Consider the following 18,838-nt stretch of genomic DNA (forward strand, 5'->3'; position numbering starts at 1 on the left):
GGAGCGCATTTTTACGATTATCCCGCCGGACAATCCGTCCAGCAACAGCATTACGGAGTCAGAATGGGTCAGGAAAAGCTGTATATAGAAAAAGAACTAAGCTGGTTAAGCTTCAACGAACGTGTTTTGCAGGAAGCGGCGGATAAAACCAACCCGCTGATTGAGCGTATGCGCTTCCTCGGTATCTATTCCAACAATCTCGAAGAGTTCTACAAAGTGCGCTTCGCCGATCTGAAACGTCGCATTCTGATTGGTGAAGAGCAAGGTACGCCGACGACGTTACGCCATATATTGAAAAAAATTCAGCTGCGGGTGCAGAAATCGGATCAGGAATTCGATGCACTGTACAACGACCTGCTGCTGGAGATGGCGCGTAATCAAATCTTCCTGATTAACGAACGTCAACTGTCGCCCAATCAGCAAGAGTGGCTGCGCTATTACTTCAAACATCAATTACGCCAGCACGTTACGCCGATTCTGATTAATCACGACACCGACCTGATTGAATTCCTCAAAGACGACTACACCTATCTGGCGGTCGAAATTATTCGCGGCGACGATATTCGCTATGCGCTGCTGGAGATTCCGTCCGATAAGGTGCCGCGTTTTATTAATCTGCCTGCCGAATCACCGCGTCGTCGTAAGCCGATGATTCTACTCGATAACATTTTGCGCTATTGCCTGGACGAAATCTTCAAAGGCTTCTTCGATTACGATGCGCTGAATGCCTATTCGATGAAAATGACGCGTGACGCCGAGTACGATCTGGTTACTGAAATGGAATCGAGCCTGCTGGAATTGATGTCATCCAGCCTTAAGCAGCGTCTCAATGCTGAGCCGGTCCGTTTTGTTTATCAGCGAGATATGCCAGATGCGATGGTAGAAATGCTGCGCCACAAGCTGTCGATTTCCAATTACGACTCCATTGTACCGGGCGGTCGTTATCACAACTTTAAAGACTTTATCGGCTTCCCGAATGTCGGCAAAGCCAACCTCGAAAACCGCGCGCTGCCACAAATTCGCCACATCGGCTTTGACGGCTTCCGCAACGGTTTTGACGCCATCCGCAATCGCGATGTGCTGCTCTACTATCCGTATCACACCTTTGAGCACGTGCTGGAACTGCTGCGTCAAGCGTCGTTCGACCCAAGCGTGCTGGCGATTAAGATCAACATTTATCGCGTGGCCAAAAACTCGCGCATCATGGATGCGATGATTCACGCCGCCTATAACGGTAAAAAAGTCACCGTGGTGGTGGAGTTGCAGGCGCGCTTCGATGAAGAAGCCAACATCCGCTGGGCAAAACGCCTGACGGAAGCGGGCGTGCATGTGATCTTCTCCGCGCCAGGTCTGAAAATTCACGCCAAGCTGTTCCTGATTTCGCGTCGCGAAGGCGATGAAATCGTGCGTTATGCGCACATCGGCACAGGTAACTTCAACGAAAAAACCGCGCGCATTTATACTGACTATTCATTGCTGACCGCCGATGCGCGTATCACCAACGAAGTGCGCCGCGTGTTTAACTTTATTGAAAACCCGTATCGCCCGGTGACGTTCGAGCATCTGCTGGTATCGCCGCAAAACTCGCGCGACATGTTGTATAAGTTGATTGATGCTGAGATTGCCAACGCCCAGCAGAAGAAACCGGCGGGCATTACGCTTAAAATCAATAACCTGGTGGATAACGGTCTGGTTGATCGGCTGTATGCGGCTTCCGCAGCAGGCGTGAAAATTAATCTGCTGGTGCGCGGCATGTGCTCTCTGATCCCTGATTTACCGGGCATCAGCGAAAATATTCGCATCACCAGCATCGTTGACCGTTATCTGGAGCACGACCGCGTCTATATTTTTGAGAGTGGCGGCGAGAAAAAAGTCTACCTCTCTTCCGCAGACTGGATGACGCGTAATATCGATCACCGCATTGAGGTGGCCGTGGCAATTCTCGATCCACGGGTGAAGCAGCGCATTCTGGATATTATCGCCATTCTGTTGAGTGATACGGTGAAAGCCCGCATCGTGGACAAAGAACTGAGTAACCGTTATGTTCCGCGCGGCAATCGCAAGAAGGTGCGGTCGCAGCTGGCCATTTATGATTACATCAAGAAACTGGAACAACCCGAATAACGCCTATGCCAATTTCCCATAAAAGTACGCCAAAACCGCAGGAATTTGCGGCCATCGACCTCGGGTCTAACAGTTTCCACATGGTGATCGCCCGTGTGGTGGATGGCGCAATGCAGGTGTTGGGGCGTCTGAAACAGCGCGTGCATCTGGCCGATGGATTGGATGCGCAAAATCGCCTGAGTGATGAGGCGATGGAGCGCGGCTTGAGCTGCCTGGCGCTGTTCGCTGAGCGCCTGCAAGGGTTCAGTGCGGCGAACGTGACCATTGTCGGCACGCACACGCTGCGTATTGCCACCAATGCGGAAGAGTTCCTGCAGCGGGCTGCCGAAGTGATCCCCTACCCGATTGAGGTGATATCCGGCAATGAAGAAGCGCGTTTAATCTTCATGGGCGTGGAACATACCCAGCCGGAGAAAGGCCGCAAACTGGTGATCGACATCGGTGGTGGCTCGACGGAGTTGGTGATCGGTGAAGATTTCGAGCCGCAACTGGTAGAGAGCCGCCGCATGGGCTGCGTCAGCTTTGCCAATCTCTATTTCCCGAAAGGGGAAATCTCGCCAGAGAACTTCCGTCGTGCACGTTTGTCGGCGGCGCAGAAGCTGGAAACCATGGCCTGGCAGTATCGTTTGCATGGTTGGCAATACGCCCTGGGCGCATCAGGTTCGATCAAAGCGGCCTGTGAAGTACTTTTGGCGATGGGTGAGAAAGAAAAACTGATCACCCCAGAAACGCTGGAGATGCTGGTCACCGAGGTGTTGAAACATAAGTCTTTCAATGCACTGAGCCTGCCGGGCTTGTCGGAAGAGCGCAAAGCCGTGTTTGTGCCGGGCCTGGCAATACTTTGCGGTGTGTTTGATGCGCTGGCAATCCGCGAGTTGCGCCTGTCAGATGGCGCACTGCGTGAAGGCGTGCTGTATGAGATGGAGGGCCGTTTCCGCCATCAGGATATTCGTAGCCGCACCGCGCAGAGTCTGGCCAATCATTACGCCATTGATAGCGATCAGGCGCGTCGGGTACTGGAAACCACAGAGCAGCTCTACCTGCAGTGGCTGGATCAGAACCCGAAACAAGCCAATCCACAGCTTTCCGCCCTGTTGAAATGGGCTGCGCTGCTGCATGAAGTGGGGTTGACCATCAATCACAGTGGCATGCAGCGCCATTCAGCTTACATCCTGCAAAACTCGAACATGCCTGGCTTTAATCAGGATCAACAGATGCTGCTGGCCACGCTGGTACGCTACCATCGTAAAGCGGTGAAGCAGGATGAGATGCCACGTTTCACCTTGTTTAAAAAGAAACAGTTTCTACCGATGGTGTTCCTGCTGCGCCTGGGCACCTTGCTGAATAATCAGCGCCAGGCCACCACCAAACCTGATTCGCTGAAGCTGACCACGGATGACGGTAACTGGACGCTGAAATTCCCCAATGGTTATCTGAGTCAGAATACCTTGGTGCAGCTGGATCTGGAGCGCGAACAGTCTTACTGGAATGATGTGACTGGCTGGAAACTGACGCTGGAAGAGGAGTAACGCGGGCTGCTGGCCCGCTGTATCACTATGACAAACCGTCCCGATAACTTTTATGCGGAAAAATATGGTCTGACGCCCACCCACTCCGAAGTGCTGGCCGCACTGCCAAAACTGGAAGTGGGTAAGGCGCTGGATTTGGGCTGCGGCCAGGGCCGTAACAGCCTGTTCCTGAATCAACATGGCTTTGACGTGACGGCCTGGGACAGCAATCCCCAGAGCCTTGAGCGACTGAATGGCATTATCCAGGAAGAGAATCTACTGAACATTCGCACTGAACTGTGCGATCTCAATCAGGTTCGCTTCAACGGCGGCTATCAGTTTGTGCTGTCGACCGTGGTGATGATGTTCCTGCAGCCGGAGACCATTCCGCAGCTGATTGCCGATATGCAGGCCAGCACGGTGAAATATGGCTACAACTTGATTGTGGCGGCGATGAGCACGGATGATTATCCTAACTCGCAGAATTTCCCTTTCACCTTTAAATCCGGTGAGCTGAGCCATTATTACCGTAACTGGCATATCGTGAAGTACAACGAAGATGTGGGCGAGCTGCACCGCCGTGACGAAAACGGTCATCGCATTAAGTATCGCTTTGCCACGCTACTGGCGCAGAAAGCCAGCTATTAGGCCACTGGCGGTCAATTGCTTTTTTGGTCGCCATGAATGGCAACCCTACGACTATCGTGCGCGGTTTTCGTAGGGTGCGCATTTATGCGTACTGGCATGAAGATGCGATTTTATTGAAGAGCACAACATTACGCCACCCACGGCCTAATCTGATTTTGATCAATTTACCCTTAACCATTCCTGCTCATTTTTCACACAGCGATTGACCTGAAGATCTAACTGTGACTAAATGTTGCCATCGCCCAACTGGGTATCTACAGGAACCACCCCGCGTGAACAGCGCTTTCCCTGCACGAAGACGTCCTAAAACCGGCACCATGACTCGCATTATTTTGCTGATCAGTTTCTTTATTTTGGTTGGCCGTCTGATTTTCATCATCCCTGGTGCCATTGAGCATCATCAGCAAAAAAAAGCCTTACCTGAGCCGGTACCGACACTGAGCATCAGCGATTCGCGCTAGAGAATTTGCGGGTCATCGTTGCTCCTCCACATTGTCCTGACATGACAATGCTGCTTAACTCGCCCTGATAACCCGCAACGCGCTACACTTTGACCTGACTTTACAGACACAAGGGACGCGCTATGTCTGCACCGTATGCACAACAATTAACTGAAACCCGCCAACGCATTCTTCACCTGCTACTCAGTGAGCACGACTTAGTCGACGTGTTGCTGGAAAAATCTGTCGATCTCAACGCTGCGGAACTGCGCGAGATCACCGAGTGGCGTCAGCAGTTGGAAGATGAGCTTCAACATCTGCATGCAGCTGACCTGGCGGATATCCTTGAGGCGTTACCCGAACAAGAACGTCTGGCATTGTGGCGTCTGGTGCCTTCCGAACAGCGTGGACGCGTATTGGTTGAGGCATCGGAAACCGTCTGGGCCAGTTTGACCGAAGGTATGACTGATCGCGAGATTCTGCACGCCATTGAGCCGCTGGACATCGACGATCAGGTATATCTGGCGCGCTATCTGCCGCGCGACCTCACTGGACGCCTGCTAACCACGCTGGAACCAAACCTGCGTGCTCGTCTGTTGGAAGTGATCGAGTTAGATCGTGACCGCGTGGGCCAGGTGATGGATTTCAACATCCTGACGGTGCGTTCAGATGTGACGCTCGCCACGGTGCAGCGTTTTCTGCGCAAGCGTAAAAGCATGCCAGATGGCACGGATAAAATTTTCATCACCAATGAAGAGAACCAGTTGTTGGGTGAGCTATCACTGACCGACATTCTGCTCAACAAACCGAAAACGCTGGTCTCTGATGTGATGAACGCGCGCCCCACCACTTTTCAGCTTAACGACAATGCGGAAGAGGCGGCCAGTGCCTTTGAACGTTATAACCTGATCTCGGCTGCCGTGACGGATGCGCAAGGCAAGTTGATTGGTCGTATTACCGTGGAAGATGTCATCGACCTGGTCAACGAAGAGAACGAAAGCAATATCCGTAAAATGGGGGGTATCAGCCAAGGTGAAGACGTGTTTGCCCCAGTGCGCAAAGCCGTGGGTAAACGCTGGGCATGGCTCGCTATCAACTTATGCACGGCGTTTATCGCCTCACGGGTGATCGGCCTGTTTGAAGAAACCATCTCCCAACTGGTGGCGCTGGCCGCCTTGATGCCGATTGTGGCCGGGATTGGCGGTAACACCGGTAATCAGACTATCACCATGATTGTGCGCGCATTGGCATTGCATCAAGTTGAGCCAGGTAACTTCTCATTCCTGGTGGTGCGTGAACTCGGTGTCGCGTTGATTAACGGTCTGTTCTGGGGCGGGATTATGGGCAGCATCACCTGGTTGATGTATGACAACCTGCCACTCGGCGGCGTGATGATGCTGGCAATGGTGCTGAATTTGTTGCTCGCGGCTTTAATGGGCGTACTGATTCCGTTGATCATGACCAAGATGAAACGCGATCCGGCCGTGGGCTCCAGCGTGTTGATCACCGCAATCACCGATACCGGTGGTTTCTTTATTTTCCTCGGTCTGGCGACAGTGTTTTTGCTGCATCATTAACGCACAAATTAAGGCGCGTCAGTGAGTGAGCGCATATACACTTAGCGCTAACACTGACCTGACGGAGATACAGCATGTTTAATGTAGGTGATATTGTGCAGTCGAAAACTGGTGGCCCAAAAATGCAGGTCACGCGCGTTGAAGGTGAATTACTTTGGTGCGCCCGCATTGATGATCACATCAAACGTGAAATTGAACTCAGAGCGGATACCGTGGCGCTGTATCACGAAGACGGTGATTTCGGCGTGTGCTGAATTTTGTATTGCGTAATGCTTGTCAGTTTAGCGCTTTTCGGTCGCCATGAATGGCAACCCTACGATGCTTGTGCTCGGGTTTCGTAGGGTGCGCATTCATGCGCACTGACATGGATATTGAATTTTCGCTGCAGATCAGCATTACACAATTTATTGCGCGACCTGAATAATCACGGATTCTCTTTCTGTAAATTGTCCTGCCCTAACCCGCCGATAAAGGGCAAACGCAGCTTAAACGGCGTGAAGTCGAGCCCCAGATTCAGCCCCAATACATTTACCTCCAGCCCCTCTTCTGCCCCAACGGTGACGCCAAGCACACCCAACAGGGAAACCTGCACACCACGCCCGGACGGCGGTAAACCAATCGGATGCAGCAACGAACGGTAATCCTTACCGATCGCGTTAGCGGGCAGGTCCAGTTGCAGAGACGGCACTTCGCGACCAATGTGCGCCATAAAGGTGTTGCTGTTCGGCCCCGGCCATGCGTGATAGGTGTGCGGCCACGGATACGATTTTATCGCCGCTTCGATCTGCGGAATCATCGCCTCTGCCGCTTTGCCGCGATGCTCCACCAGCAACCGTGGTTTCGCGCCATACCAGTAACCGTCGGGCAAGTTTGAATTGCGCCGTACCTTATTATCACTGCCCCAACTGATCACCTCATAGCGGTTGTATTGGGTCTCGCCCGCGCGCTTGAAAATGATCCACGGATGCACCGCCACTGCGCCTTTCCAACCATAGGTGGGCGCAGCATACACTTGCACAATCGCTTCATTGACGTATTGATGCGGGTCCGGCGCTAATCCAGCCGAATCCCGTCGCGCCGTCGCCCAACCACCACGTTCGGTAGTCAATTCGCCGGTACGCGTGGCCTGCGCAAGACTGGCTGCCAAAGAGAGCAGCACAATGCAGAGAAAGGAGAGCAGAAAGGCTTTCAGTGGCAACATCGACGACGTCCTGATGAATAACAATTCATCGACCATCATGCATTGAGAGGGGTGAGTTTGTATTCACCAACTATGCGATAGGAAAAATAATCAGAACGGAATGAACGTAAATTTTTAATCAAAAAAAGCCCGCTGTTAAGCGGGCTTGATAGACGGTTTAATTAAAGCGAATCATTCCCACTCAATCGTCGCCGGTGGCTTACCAGAAATATCGTAAACCACGCGGGAAATGCCGTTCACTTCGTTGATGATGCGGTTGGAAACGCGGCCGAGGAAATCGTACGGCAGGTGCGCCCAGTGCGCAGTCATGAAGTCGATGGTTTCAACTGCACGCAGTGATACCACCCAATCATATTTACGACCATCGCCCATCACGCCAACAGAGCGTACTGGCAGGAACACGGTGAAGGCCTGGCTCACTTTGTTGTACAGATCAGCTTTATGCAGCTCTTCGATGAAGATCGCATCTGCACGGCGCAACAGATCGCAGTACTCTTTCTTCACTTCGCCCAGCACACGCACACCGAGGCCTGGGCCTGGGAACGGATGGCGATACAGCATCGCGTACGGCAGGCCGAGTTCCAGACCGATCTTGCGTACTTCATCTTTGAACAGCTCTTTCAGCGGCTCAACCAGACCCATCTTCATCTCTTTCGGCAGACCGCCCACGTTGTGGTGCGATTTGATCACGTGCGCTTTACCGGTGGCAGAAGCCGCAGACTCGATCACGTCCGGATAGATGGTGCCCTGCGCCAGCCATTTCACATCAGTCAGTTTCAGTGCTTCTTCGTCGAACACTTCAACGAACACACGACCAATGATCTTACGCTTGGCTTCTGGATCGTTCTCACCCGCCAGTGCATCGAGGAAGCGGTTTTCTGCGGCAACGTGCACGATGTTCAGACCGAAGTGGTCACCAAACATGTCCATCACCTGCTCGGCTTCATTCAAACGCAGCAGGCCGTTGTCCACGAACACACAGGTCAGGCGCTCACCGATGGCACGGTGCAGCAGCATTGCCGTCACAGAAGAATCCACACCACCAGACAGGCCGAGGATCACTTTATCTTCGCCGACCTGCTCACGAATACGCTCTACCGCGTCTTCGATGATCTTGGCTGGGGTCCACAGTGCTTCACAGCCGCAGATATCGCGGATGAAACGTTCCAGCATGCGCAGACCCTGACGGGTGTGCGTCACTTCTGGGTGGAACTGCACGCCGTAGAATTTCTTCTCTTCGTTCGCCATGATGGCAAACGGACAAGTCTCGGTGCTGGCGACGGTTTCAAAGCCGGCTGGGATGGCAGTGACTTTGTCACCGTGGCTCATCCACACATCCAGCAGCGGTTTACCGGCGGCACTGATGGCATCTTCGATGTCACGCACCAGCGCGCTCTGGGTCAGCACTTCGACCTGCGCATAGCCAAACTCACGCTCGTTAGAACCTTCAACTTTGCCGCCCAGCTGCATCGCCATGGTCTGCATACCGTAGCACACACCCAGAACCGGCACGCCAGCGTTGAACACGTATTCTGGCGCACGTGGGCTGTTCAACTCAGTGGTGCTTTCCGGGCCACCTGACAGGATGATGCCGTTTGGATTGAAGCTACGAATTTGCTCTTCGGTGACATCCCACGCCCAGAGTTCGCAGTAGACGCCCAGCTCACGCACGCGGCGCGCAACCAGCTGCGTATACTGAGAACCAAAATCGAGGATCAAAATGCGATGTTTATGAATATTTTCAGTCGTCATTGAGGCGTTTCCATTGGGATGGACTTAATAATAAAAGCGCCCGGCAGGTGCCGGGCGTTGAATCTTACGGGATTATGAACCCATGCGGTAGTTCGGTGACTCTTTGGTGATGGTCACGTCATGCACGTGGCTTTCATTAATGCCTGCGCCACTGATGCGCACGAACTCAGCCTTGGTACGCAGGTCGTCAATGGTTGGGCAACCGGTCAGGCCCATGCATGAACGCAGGCCACCCATCTGCTGGTGCACGATCTCTTTCAGACGGCCTTTGTAGGCTACGCGGCCTTCGATACCTTCAGGTACCAATTTGTCAGCGGCGTTGTCGGTCTGGAAGTAGCGGTCAGATGAACCTTTAGACATCGCGCCCAGTGAACCCATACCACGGTAGGATTTGAATGAACGACCTTGATAGAGTTCGATTTCGCCAGGAGATTCTTCAGTACCCGCCAGCATTGAACCCACCATCACAGCCGCCGCGCCCGCAGCAATCGCTTTCGCGATATCACCGGAGAAACGAATACCGCCATCAGCGATAACCGGGATGCCAGTGCCTTCCAGTGCTTCAACCGCATCTGAAACCGCAGTGATCTGTGGTACACCGACACCAGTCACAATACGCGTGGTACAAATTGAACCCGGGCCGATACCTACTTTCACCGCGCTAACACCGGCTTCTGCCAGCGCCAGTGCACCTGCACCGGTCGCCACGTTGCCGCCGATGATTTCCAGATTTGGATATTTCGCACGGGTTTCACGGATACGCTGCAATACGCCTTCAGAGTGGCCGTGTGACGAGTCAATCAGCAGCACGTCAACACCAGCAGCGACCAGCGCATCAACACGCTCTTCGTTACCCGCACCGGCACCCACCGCAGCGCCTACGCGCAGACGGCCTTCTGCGTCTTTACACGCATTAGGTTTACGTTCTGCTTTCTGGAAATCTTTAACGGTGATCATGCCCAGCAGGTGGAAGCTGTCATCAACGACCAGCGCTTTCTCAACACGTTTTTCGTGCATTTTCTGCAGTACGATGTCGCGTGCTTCACCCTCTTTCACCGTCACCAGACGCTCTTTCGGGGTCATCACCGCAGAAACAGGTTGGTTCAAATCGGTGACGAAACGCACGTCACGACCGGTAATGATGCCGACCAGTTCGTTGTCGGTGTTAACCACCGGGTAACCGGCGAAACCGTTACGCTCAGTCAACTCTTGTACTGCCGCCAGCGTGGTGGTTGGCAGTACAGTTTGCGGATCGGTCACTACGCCACTTTCGTGTTTTTTTACTTTGCGAACTTCATCCGCCTGGCGCTCAATCGACATATTTTTGTGGATAAAGCCCAGACCACCTTCTTGTGCCAGTGCAATTGCCAGACCGGCTTCGGTCACGGTGTCCATTGCAGCAGACAGCATAGGGATGTTCAGACGGATGTTTTTCGTCAGTTGGGTGCTGAGATCAGCGGTGTTCGGTAAGACAGTGGAGTGAGCTGGAACGAGCAGAACGTCGTCAAAAGTGAGGGCTTCTTTAGTGATTCTTAACATAGCAATATCTCCACCTGGGGGCGATTAAAACAGATAAAATATTGCCGCGGCATTATACAGGCCGAAATCGGTTGCCTCCAGTGTTTTTTCGGAAAATGTCTTGATCCTCTTGGTCAGGCATGTAGTATCGGTTAATTAACCCTCTGATTTAAAATTTGATCTACATCACATGTCGCTACCGCCAACCGCCAATATTTTTACTGTCAGTCGCCTCAATACCACAGTGCGTCAACTGCTGGAAAATGAGATGGGCCTGGTGTGGCTCAGTGCGGAAATTTCAAATTTTAGCCAGCCCTCTTCCGGTCACTGGTACTTCACGCTGAAAGATGATGGTGCGCAAGTGCGCTGTGCGATGTTCCGCAACAGCAATCGCCGGGTGACTTTCCGTCCGCAACACGGTCAGCAGGTTTTGGTACGCGCCAGCATCACGCTGTACGAACCGCGTGGCGATTATCAGCTGATTATCGAAAGCATGCACCCTGCGGGTGAAGGTCTGCTGCAACAACAGTTCGAGCAGATGAAAGCGCGCCTGGCAGCAGAAGGCTTGTTTGATCAACAGTTCAAGCAGCCGTTGCCCGAGCCCGCTCGTCAGGTTGGCGTGATTACCTCCGCCACCGGCGCGGCGCTGCATGATGTGCTGCGTGTTCTGCATCGGCGTGATCCCTCATTGCCCGTAGTGATCTACCCCACTCCGGTACAAGGTGTGGATGCGCCTGCAGCGATTGTGCGCGCCATCGAGCTAGCCAACCTGCGCGATGAGTGTGATGTGTTGATTGTCGGCCGTGGCGGTGGATCGTTAGAGGATCTGTGGAGTTTTAACGACGAACGCGTCGCGCGGGCGATCTTTGCCAGCCGTTTACCGATTGTCAGCGCGGTCGGACACGAAACCGACATCACCATCGCCGACTTTGTTGCTGACCTGCGGGCGCCAACCCCTTCCGCTGCGGCAGAGCTGGTGAGCCGTAATCAGCAAGAACTGCTGCGTCGTTTGCAGTCCCAGCAGCAGCGGATGGAAATGGCGATGGATTTTTATCTGGCTGAGCAGCAGCGACGCTTCACACGCATTCATCACCGCTTACAGCAGCAACATCCTCAGTTACGCCTGGCGCGTCAACAAACCACGCTGTTCCAGCTGCAACGCCGCCTCGGTGAAGCGATGGATCAACGGCTGCGTTTAGCCAGTCGCCAACAGGATCGCCTGCTCCATCGTCTCAACACGCAACAACCACAGGGCCGCATCCATCGCGCACAACAGCAGATGCAGCAGTGGCAATATCGCTTACAGCAGGGTATGGAAAAGCAGCTCAACCACAATCGTCAGCGCTTTAGTACGCTGGCAGCACAGCTGGAAGGCGTCAGTCCTTTGGCAACGTTGGCTCGTGGCTTCAGTGTCACCACCGATACCCAAGGCCAACTGGTGAAGAAGACCAGGCAACTGCACAAAGGCGATTTGCTGCGCACGCGTCTGGATGATGGCTGGGTGGAAAGCCAGGTGACCACTCTCGACCCCCTCAAATCACGCAGTCGTAAAGCACGTACCTAGCTGAAAAACTATACTTCTGGCATGTTCACTCACGGCCAGGAGTTACTATGCCTTACAGCGTTATTCCTCCGTACATGCTACGCAATATCATTGACCACTGTTCAGGTGCACCTCAAGATTCCGCTCGCCGCACCCTCACCCATGTTCAACAACTGATGGCTGAGCACAATCGTCCTAATATCGGCGTTGCGACTTCGCCACCGGGCACAGTGCTACGTGCCATTTATGATGCTGAAAATACACAAAACTTGCCTGGCACACTGATTCGAGATGAAGGCCAACCCACCAATGGCGATGTGGCGGCTGAAGAAGCCTGGAACTATCTTGGCATCACCTACGACTTCTACTGGCAAACCTTCAAGCGCAATTCTCTGGATAACAAAGGGCTGAAACTTGACGGCACCGTACACTATGGCAAGGCATATCAGAACGCCTTCTGGAACGGCCAACAGATGGTGTTTGGCGATGGCGACGGTGTGATATTCAACCGCTTCACCATCGCCTTAGATGTGGTGGCGCACGAACTGACGCACGGGGTGACGGAAACCGAGGCGGGGTTGGTCTATTTCCAGCAGTCTGGTGCGCTGAATGAATCGATGTCCGATGTGTTCGGTTCACTGGTCAAACAGTTTCATCTTAAACAGAGCGCCGATCAGGCTGACTGGATCATTGGTGAAGGATTGCTGGCAAAAGGCATTCATGGCCGCGGTCTACGTTCGATGTCTGCACCTGGCACCGCCTATGACGATCCTCAGCTCGGTAAGGATCCCCAACCTGCCGATATGACGCACTACATTGAAACACGCGATGATAATGGCGGTGTGCATCTCAACTCAGGTATTCCCAACCGGGCCTTCTATCTCGCCGCTAAGGCGCTGGGAGGCTTTGCATGGGAGCTGGCGGGGCAAGCCTGGTATGACACCTTATGTGATAAAGCACTGCCGCAGGATGCCGATTTCAGTACCTTTGCCCGCTTTACCATCGAGCATGGCGGCAAACGCTTTAACCGTTCGGTAGCGGAAGCCATTCAATCCGCATGGCAACAGGTAGGCGTAACGTGAACATTCATCTGAGTGATGACGCCATCATTGAGCTGGCACGCGAGGGCGGTATCGCCTTTATCCCCCGTTTACGCGGAGAACGGCGCTTTGCCTTGGGACAGCTGCCAGAACCGCAAAAGCAGCGCGTCTGCAACGTGTTGGAGCAGGCACTACCGCTAGGTGAGCCAGAAGATCAAGCCGCTAATCTTGGACACGGCGATCAACGCTATTTCCGTATTCAAATCACCTATGCCACACATCAGGAAGCGGGATCAGTCGTGATTTTGATTCCGGAAACGCTGGCCTCTCCTGAGCTGGAGGCACTGTGGCGTGACGGCCAGTGATCTCGGAGATCTCCCAAAGCAAGCTGTAACTTACTGACTATAATCATTAAGTGGCTAGCTAGTCCACATCAAAGAAAACACCCTTAGATGAGGTCTCTGCTATGACACAAAAGAAGCAACGAGGCGGTGCTGGGAACTTTGCAGAGGACCCAGAGCGTGCCAGGGAAGCCGGCAGTGCTGGCGGCAAAGTCAGTGGGGGCAATTTCAGAAACGATCCTGAGAGAGCCAGGGAAGCTGGAAGAAAAGGAGGTCAAAAAAGCCGTCGCCCCTCCAAGCAGCAGTAAATAAGGTACCTTAAGGGATGCAGTGCGCCACGGATGGTTATAAAAAAAGGCCGACATCATGATGTCGGCCTTTCTCATTTTTACAGCGACTTACTTGCTGTCTGGCAGCGCGTAAGCAATCACGTAATCACCACGGTCTGGTGACTGGCGAGCACCACCTGCAGAGATCAGGATGTACTGTTTGCCATTTTTCGGTGAAACATAGCTGATTGGACCGCCCTGGCTGCCCACTGGCAGACGTGCTTTCCACACTTCTTTACCGGTTGAGCTATCAAAGGCGCGCAGATAGTAATCCTGCGTACCGGCGATGAATACCAGGCCGCCCTGAGTCGCTAAAGTACCGCCCAGCGTAGGCATACCGATTGGCATCTGTGCGTGCATCTTGATACCAAACGGACCGGTATCCTGCACGGTACCCACTGGCACCTGCCAAACAATCTGGCGGGTTTTCATGTCGATAGCAGACAAGGTTCCGAACGGTGGTGCCTGGCACGGAATGCCCAGCGGTGACATGAAGCGGTTTTTGTTCACCGCATACGGTGTGCCTTTCAGCGGAACCGCACCCATACCGGTGTTGATGGCTTCACCACCGTTGCTGGCAGCCGATTTAGTGGTGTCCTGAGGAATCATCTGCACCCACAAGCCCAGACGCATGTCGTTGACGAACATATACTGGTTGTTCGGGTCAAACGAGATGCTGCCCCAGTTCATCCCACCAAGTGAGCCTGGGAAGCTGAGTGACTTATCTGTATCGGGTACAGTGAACAGGCCATCGTAACGCATGCCTTTGAAGGCAATACGGCACACTAACTGGTCAAACGGTGTTGCACCCCACATGTCAGACTCGGTCAGCTTCTGGTTGCCAATGTTTGGCATTTCCACTGAGTGCGGCTGGGTTTTGGTGTACTGCTCGTTCGGGATATGACCCTGCGGCATTGGCTGCTCTTCAACTTTCGTTAAAGGCTTGCCGGTCAGGCGATCCAGCACCCAAATCATGCCGGTTTTCGCACCGATAACCACAGCAGGCTTGGTCGTACCATCCTTCATCGGGAAGTCGACCAGGCTCGGCTGCATTGGCAGGTCGAAGTCCCACAGATCGTTATGCACGGTCTGATAAACCCACTTCTGCTTACCTGTGGTGGCATCCAGCGCAAGGATAGACGCGCCATAGGTGTGATCCAGCTTGGTACGATCTGCACCATACAGGTCAACAGATGAGCTACCCATCGGCAGGAACACGGTATTCATGGCTGGGTCGTAAGACATCGGAGCCCATGAGTTCGGGGTACTACGGGTGTAGTCTTTGCCCGGCATCAGAACGGCATTTGGATCAACATTACCTGGGTCAAACGCCCAACGCATCTGACCGGTGATCACATCAAAGCCGCGCAGTACGCCGCCTGGCATATCCGTCTGTACGTTATCCGCAACACGGCCACCCACAACCACGGTAGTGCCCGCCACTTGAGGCGCTGAAGTTAACTGATATTGTGGATCTGGCGCAGCGCCCAGACCTTTTTTCAGGTCAACCACACCGTGGTCACCGAAGTCTTCACAGAATTCACCGTTGTCGGCGTTGATAGCAACCAGACGCGCATCGATGGTGTTCATCAGGATACGGCGCTGGCAGGTATCACCTGCCGCCAGAACTGGCGCAGGCACCGGCGTTGAGCCCGGCTGAGAAGGCTGCTGTACGGGTTTGGTCGCATCGAAATACGCCAGACCACGGCAACGGTTCCACACTTCGGCTTGCGCGTTGATTTCACGCTTCCAGATCTGCTTACCGGTATCGGCTGCAACCGCAATCACGTTGTTATGTGGGGTGCAAAGATACAGCGTGTTACCCACTTGCAGTGGCGTTTCCTGATCTTCCGCACCGTTACCGGTTGGGCTGATCGGCGTATCGCCCGTGTGGAAGGTCCAGGCAACCTGCAGGTCTTTGACGTTATCACGGGTAATCTGGTCGATTGCCGCAAAACGGTCACCTTCTGGCGTACGGCCATAGCTGCTCCAGTCCTGCTGTGGCTTAGACTTGTCTACCGGAATCAGCGGCAGTTGTTTGCCTTCAAACGCAACGGTTGGATGCGGCTGGAACATCTGAACAAAAGTCGCCACCATGCCAACAGCAATAACGGCAGACAGAACGTAAGACACTTTCGCCAGCGAGCTTTTGCCTTCACGCTTACGTAGTGCAGGCCATGTCAGGAACGCCAGCAGCATCAGGCCCGCGGGGACCATCAGGCGCGAAACCAACTGCCAGAAATGGAAGCCCGCATCGAACAGCGCCCAAATCAGGGTGCCAACGAAGACCAGAATAAACAGGGTGACGGCAGAAGACTTGCGACGGAAGAACTGAATCGCCGACAGCAACATCACAATACCGGAAATGAGGAAGTACCAACTGCCGCCCAAGGCGACCAACTTGCCGCCACCGATCGCGAAGAACAGACCGACAGCCAGAAGGACCAGCCCGAACAATACAGACCAGATACTCAGCCCTTTACAGGGACGAGCGGAATTTTCTGCCATAACAAAAACTCTCCTGAAAAAATAACGCGCTGGTGCCGGTACGCCATTGGCAGCCGGTGACAATGCTCCCGCCGAAACTGGCAGCAAGAGCTAATCCGTTACGCTTTATTTTATATCTATTGGTACGGGTACAATGCCCGTGATTCGGCGCTTGTGAGCGAGGACACATCGCAGGTGAGAGTCATTCTCGCTTCAAGGCGGCAGGATTGTACCACCTGGTACATTAGAAAGTGAACATCCATAACGAAGGAGTTACTGGCTAATAGCATTTTTGCTACAAAACCAGCCGTAAGGTATTAATAAATATGACGCCAGTAAGGTGAAATTTTTAAGAGGCAGGGAGTTCAGGCACGAATTCGACACGCTTTTTCGAGATGAGTCCGTGTCCGTGCTGGCAAAAATAGTCCACTGCACCGCAGGCTTTCAGCACCTGTAACGGCTGTTGGCAATCTGGGCAGACCGCGCATTGGGCATAATGGTGATGGCAATTATCGCAAGTGAAACCGGTATCGGTAGGGTTGAGAGGGTGCTGGCACTGGGGGCACAAATGGGGCATAGATTCTCCTTGTTACATTTTTCGCGCCTGATATGGCGCAAGTCGTAGCGGCGTGATCCCATTTTAAAGCCAAAAAAAAGGGCCCGTATGGGCCCTCATCATATTAACGTTTGTTTTTCTTCAGGTGCGACATCAGACGCTGACGTTTACGCTGCTGCGTTGGCGTCAGCAAGTTGCGTTTGCCCGCATACGGGTTATCGCCCTCTTTAAACTGAATACGAATTGGCGTACCCATGACGTTAAGTGAACGACGGAAGTAGTTCATCAGATAACGTTTATAAGAATCTGGCAGATCCTTCACCTGGTTACCGTGGATCACCACGATAGGCGGGTTATAACCACCGGCATGAGCATATTTCAGCTTCACGCGACGGCCACGCACCAATGGCGGCTGATGGTCATCCGACGCCATGGTCATAATACGTGTCAACATCGCTGTGCCGACGCGTTTGGTTGAGCAATCGTAGGCTTCGGTCACGGACTCGAACAGATTACCTACGCCGCTACCGTGCAGTGCCGAGATAAAGTGGATACGCGCGAAATCGATAAAGCCCAGACGGAAGTCCAGCATCTCTTTGACTTCTTCTCTGGCTTCTTGCGTCATGCCATCCCACTTGTTGACCACGATCACCAGTGAGCGTCCGCTGTTGAGGATAAAGCCAAGCAGCGATAGATCCTGATCGGAGATACCTTCACGCGCATCAATCACCAGCATCACCACGTTGGCATCTTCGATGGCCTGCAGAGTTTTGATGACGGAGAATTTCTCGACGGTTTCCGTGATCTTACCGCGCTTACGCACACCCGCAGTGTCGATCAGAACGTATTCGCGCTCATCACGCTCCATCGGGATATAGATGCTGTCACGCGTTGTGCCCGGCATGTCGTAGACCACGACACGGTCTTCGCCAAGGATACGGTTAGTTAACGTGGATTTACCCACGTTAGGGCGACCAACGATAGCCAGCTTGATCGGCAAGGTGGTGGGGTCGAAATCTTCTTCTTCCTCTTCCTCAAGTGCCTGATCGCTCTCTTCTGCCTCTAACGCAGCCCAGTAGGCAGCGTTCTCTTCTTCTTCCGTTAGCTCGACTTCTGGAACGATTTCGTCCATCCACGGCAGAAGTGCCGCTTCGAGCAAGTTATTTACACCGCGACCATGCGAGGCAGCGATGGGATGAATTTCACCCAAGCCCAGCGCGTAGAAATCCAACACTGCAGCATCCGGATCGATGCCGTCCGTTTTGTTGGCGACCACAAAGGTGGCTTTTTCACGTGCTCGCAAATGATTGGCGATCTGCTGATCGGCCGGCATAACGCCTGCACGCGCATCAACCATAAACAGCACCACATCGGCTTCTTCAATCGCCAGCAGCGACTGTTCTGCCATGCGGTTTTCGACGCCTTCCTCGGTGCCATCAATACCACCGGTATCGATAACAATAAATTCGCGCCCTTCCACTTCGGCGCGACCATATTTGCGATCGCGAGTCAGTCCAGGAAAATCCGCTACCAGCGCATCACGAGTGCGCGTTAAGCGGTTAAATAGCGTAGATTTTCCCACATTGGGACGCCCAACCAGCGCGACCACAGGTACCATAACACTTGCCTCAGTTTTGAAAATTAATCGCCCGAATGGCGTGATTATAACGACATTTGCCGGAAGGCGTCAGGCTGAAGGCGCAAAGAATACCATGCCTGACAAAAAACGAAACGGCCCCTGACGAATCAGGAGCCGTAAAAGCGAGCGGGAAAT

General features: G+C 53.4%; 16 protein-coding genes. 10 read left to right on the forward strand and 6 right to left on the reverse strand.

All coding sequences use genetic code 11. The annotated features are described in order from the left end of the window. Positions 1-63 precede the first annotated feature (63 nt). From ppk1 to QMZ30_RS04735, 6 genes are all read left to right on the forward strand, one after another. Positions 64-2,124 (forward strand): polyphosphate kinase 1, encoded by a 2,061-nt coding sequence (ppk1, locus tag QMZ30_RS04710; RefSeq protein ID WP_039329808.1) that lies wholly within the window; start codon positions 64-66, stop codon positions 2,122-2,124. 5 nt (positions 2,125-2,129) lie between these two features. Next, positions 2,130-3,653 (forward strand): exopolyphosphatase, encoded by a 1,524-nt coding sequence (gene ppx, locus QMZ30_RS04715; RefSeq protein WP_283226558.1) that lies wholly within the window; start codon positions 2,130-2,132, stop codon positions 3,651-3,653. 27 nt (positions 3,654-3,680) lie between these two features. Next, positions 3,681-4,280, forward strand: a complete 600-nt coding sequence (gene tehB / locus QMZ30_RS04720; RefSeq protein ID WP_283226559.1) for a tellurite resistance methyltransferase TehB — start codon at positions 3,681-3,683, stop codon at positions 4,278-4,280. 272 nt (positions 4,281-4,552) lie between these two features. After that, positions 4,553-4,741, forward strand: a complete 189-nt coding sequence (locus tag QMZ30_RS04725; RefSeq protein WP_039329814.1) for a YfgG family protein — start codon at positions 4,553-4,555, stop codon at positions 4,739-4,741. 122 nt (positions 4,742-4,863) lie between these two features. Next, a complete protein-coding gene (gene mgtE, locus QMZ30_RS04730) occupies positions 4,864-6,297 on the forward strand; it encodes a magnesium transporter (protein ID WP_283226560.1) in 1,434 nt (477 codons plus the stop codon). Positions 6,298-6,371: 74 nt separating this feature from the next. Then, complete coding sequence (locus tag QMZ30_RS04735) at positions 6,372-6,551, forward strand: GDFGVC terminal motif YodC-like protein (RefSeq protein WP_058968018.1); 180 nt, start codon at positions 6,372-6,374, stop codon at positions 6,549-6,551. A gap of 170 nt (positions 6,552-6,721) precedes the next feature. On the opposite strand, the gene QMZ30_RS04740 is transcribed toward QMZ30_RS04735, so the two are convergent. From QMZ30_RS04740 to guaB, 3 genes are all read right to left on the reverse strand, one after another. Further along, positions 6,722-7,498 (reverse strand): DUF3750 domain-containing protein, encoded by a 777-nt coding sequence (locus QMZ30_RS04740; RefSeq protein ID WP_283226561.1) that lies wholly within the window; start codon positions 7,496-7,498, stop codon positions 6,722-6,724. Between the two features lie 171 nt (positions 7,499-7,669). Beyond that, positions 7,670-9,250 carry a glutamine-hydrolyzing GMP synthase gene (guaA, locus tag QMZ30_RS04745; protein ID WP_283226562.1) on the reverse strand — a complete coding sequence of 527 codons (1,581 nt, stop codon included), beginning with the start codon at positions 9,248-9,250 and terminating at the stop codon, positions 7,670-7,672. A gap of 72 nt (positions 9,251-9,322) precedes the next feature. Next, complete coding sequence (guaB, locus tag QMZ30_RS04750) at positions 9,323-10,789, reverse strand: IMP dehydrogenase (RefSeq protein ID WP_283226563.1); 1,467 nt, start codon at positions 10,787-10,789, stop codon at positions 9,323-9,325. Positions 10,790-10,958: 169 nt separating this feature from the next. On the opposite strand from guaB, the gene xseA reads away from it, so the two are divergent. The 4 genes from xseA to QMZ30_RS04770 all read left to right on the forward strand — a co-directional run bounded on the left by xseA (position 10,959) and on the right by QMZ30_RS04770 (position 14,000). After that, a complete protein-coding gene (gene xseA, locus QMZ30_RS04755; RefSeq protein WP_283226564.1) occupies positions 10,959-12,332 on the forward strand; it encodes an exodeoxyribonuclease VII large subunit in 1,374 nt (457 codons plus the stop codon). Between the two features lie 47 nt (positions 12,333-12,379). Beyond that, positions 12,380-13,393 carry a M4 family metallopeptidase gene (locus QMZ30_RS04760; protein WP_283226565.1) on the forward strand — a complete coding sequence of 338 codons (1,014 nt, stop codon included), beginning with the start codon at positions 12,380-12,382 and terminating at the stop codon, positions 13,391-13,393. Beyond that, a complete protein-coding gene (locus tag QMZ30_RS04765) occupies positions 13,390-13,716 on the forward strand; it encodes a protealysin inhibitor emfourin (protein WP_283226566.1) in 327 nt (108 codons plus the stop codon). Before QMZ30_RS04760 ends, QMZ30_RS04765 begins: the two co-directional genes overlap by 4 nt. Positions 13,717-13,817: 101 nt before the next feature. After that, entirely contained in the window at positions 13,818-14,000 is a 183-nt protein-coding gene (locus tag QMZ30_RS04770; protein ID WP_045814915.1) for a con-10 family general stress protein, read from the forward strand. Positions 14,001-14,090: 90 nt separating this feature from the next. Here QMZ30_RS04770 and QMZ30_RS04775 read toward each other — a convergent pair whose 3' ends face one another. The 3 genes from QMZ30_RS04775 to der form a co-directional block, all read right to left on the reverse strand. Continuing rightward, positions 14,091-16,529, reverse strand: coding sequence for a glucose/quinate/shikimate family membrane-bound PQQ-dependent dehydrogenase (locus QMZ30_RS04775; RefSeq protein ID WP_283226567.1), 2,439 nt, complete (start codon positions 16,527-16,529; stop codon positions 14,091-14,093). Between the two features lie 328 nt (positions 16,530-16,857). Continuing rightward, entirely contained in the window at positions 16,858-17,085 is a 228-nt protein-coding gene (locus QMZ30_RS04780; protein WP_283226568.1) for a zinc ribbon domain-containing protein, read from the reverse strand. 103 nt (positions 17,086-17,188) lie between these two features. Continuing rightward, positions 17,189-18,682, reverse strand: coding sequence for a ribosome biogenesis GTPase Der (gene der / locus QMZ30_RS04785; RefSeq protein ID WP_039329839.1), 1,494 nt, complete (start codon positions 18,680-18,682; stop codon positions 17,189-17,191). Between the last annotated feature and the right edge of the window lie 156 nt (positions 18,683-18,838).

Origin of the sequence: Pantoea sp. EA-12 (genome assembly GCF_030053355.1) — a bacterium.
GTDB lineage: Bacteria > Pseudomonadota > Gammaproteobacteria > Enterobacterales > Enterobacteriaceae > Pantoea > Pantoea vagans_C.

Bases quoted from the DNA above. Each gene is read 5' to 3' on its own strand.
- ppk1 (WP_039329808.1), top strand. From the start codon at position 64: ATGGGTCAGGAAAAGCTGTATATAGAAAAAGAACTAAGCTGGTTAAGC.
- ppx (WP_283226558.1), top strand. From the start codon at position 2,130: ATGCCAATTTCCCATAAAAGTACGCCAAAACCGCAGGAATTTGCGGCC.
- tehB (WP_283226559.1), top strand. From the start codon at position 3,681: ATGACAAACCGTCCCGATAACTTTTATGCGGAAAAATATGGTCTGACG.
- mgtE (WP_283226560.1), top strand. From the start codon at position 4,864: ATGTCTGCACCGTATGCACAACAATTAACTGAAACCCGCCAACGCATT.
- QMZ30_RS04735 (WP_058968018.1), top strand. From the start codon at position 6,372: ATGTTTAATGTAGGTGATATTGTGCAGTCGAAAACTGGTGGCCCAAAA.
- QMZ30_RS04740 (WP_283226561.1), bottom strand. From the start codon at position 7,498: ATGTTGCCACTGAAAGCCTTTCTGCTCTCCTTTCTCTGCATTGTGCTG.
- guaA (WP_283226562.1), bottom strand. From the start codon at position 9,250: ATGACGACTGAAAATATTCATAAACATCGCATTTTGATCCTCGATTTT.
- guaB (WP_283226563.1), bottom strand. From the start codon at position 10,789: ATGTTAAGAATCACTAAAGAAGCCCTCACTTTTGACGACGTTCTGCTC.
- xseA (WP_283226564.1), top strand. From the start codon at position 10,959: ATGTCGCTACCGCCAACCGCCAATATTTTTACTGTCAGTCGCCTCAAT.
- QMZ30_RS04760 (WP_283226565.1), top strand. From the start codon at position 12,380: ATGCCTTACAGCGTTATTCCTCCGTACATGCTACGCAATATCATTGAC.
- QMZ30_RS04770 (WP_045814915.1), top strand. From the start codon at position 13,818: ATGACACAAAAGAAGCAACGAGGCGGTGCTGGGAACTTTGCAGAGGAC.
- QMZ30_RS04775 (WP_283226567.1), bottom strand. From the start codon at position 16,529: ATGGCAGAAAATTCCGCTCGTCCCTGTAAAGGGCTGAGTATCTGGTCT.
- QMZ30_RS04780 (WP_283226568.1), bottom strand. From the start codon at position 17,085: ATGCCCCATTTGTGCCCCCAGTGCCAGCACCCTCTCAACCCTACCGAT.
- der (WP_039329839.1), bottom strand. From the start codon at position 18,682: ATGGTACCTGTGGTCGCGCTGGTTGGGCGTCCCAATGTGGGAAAATCT.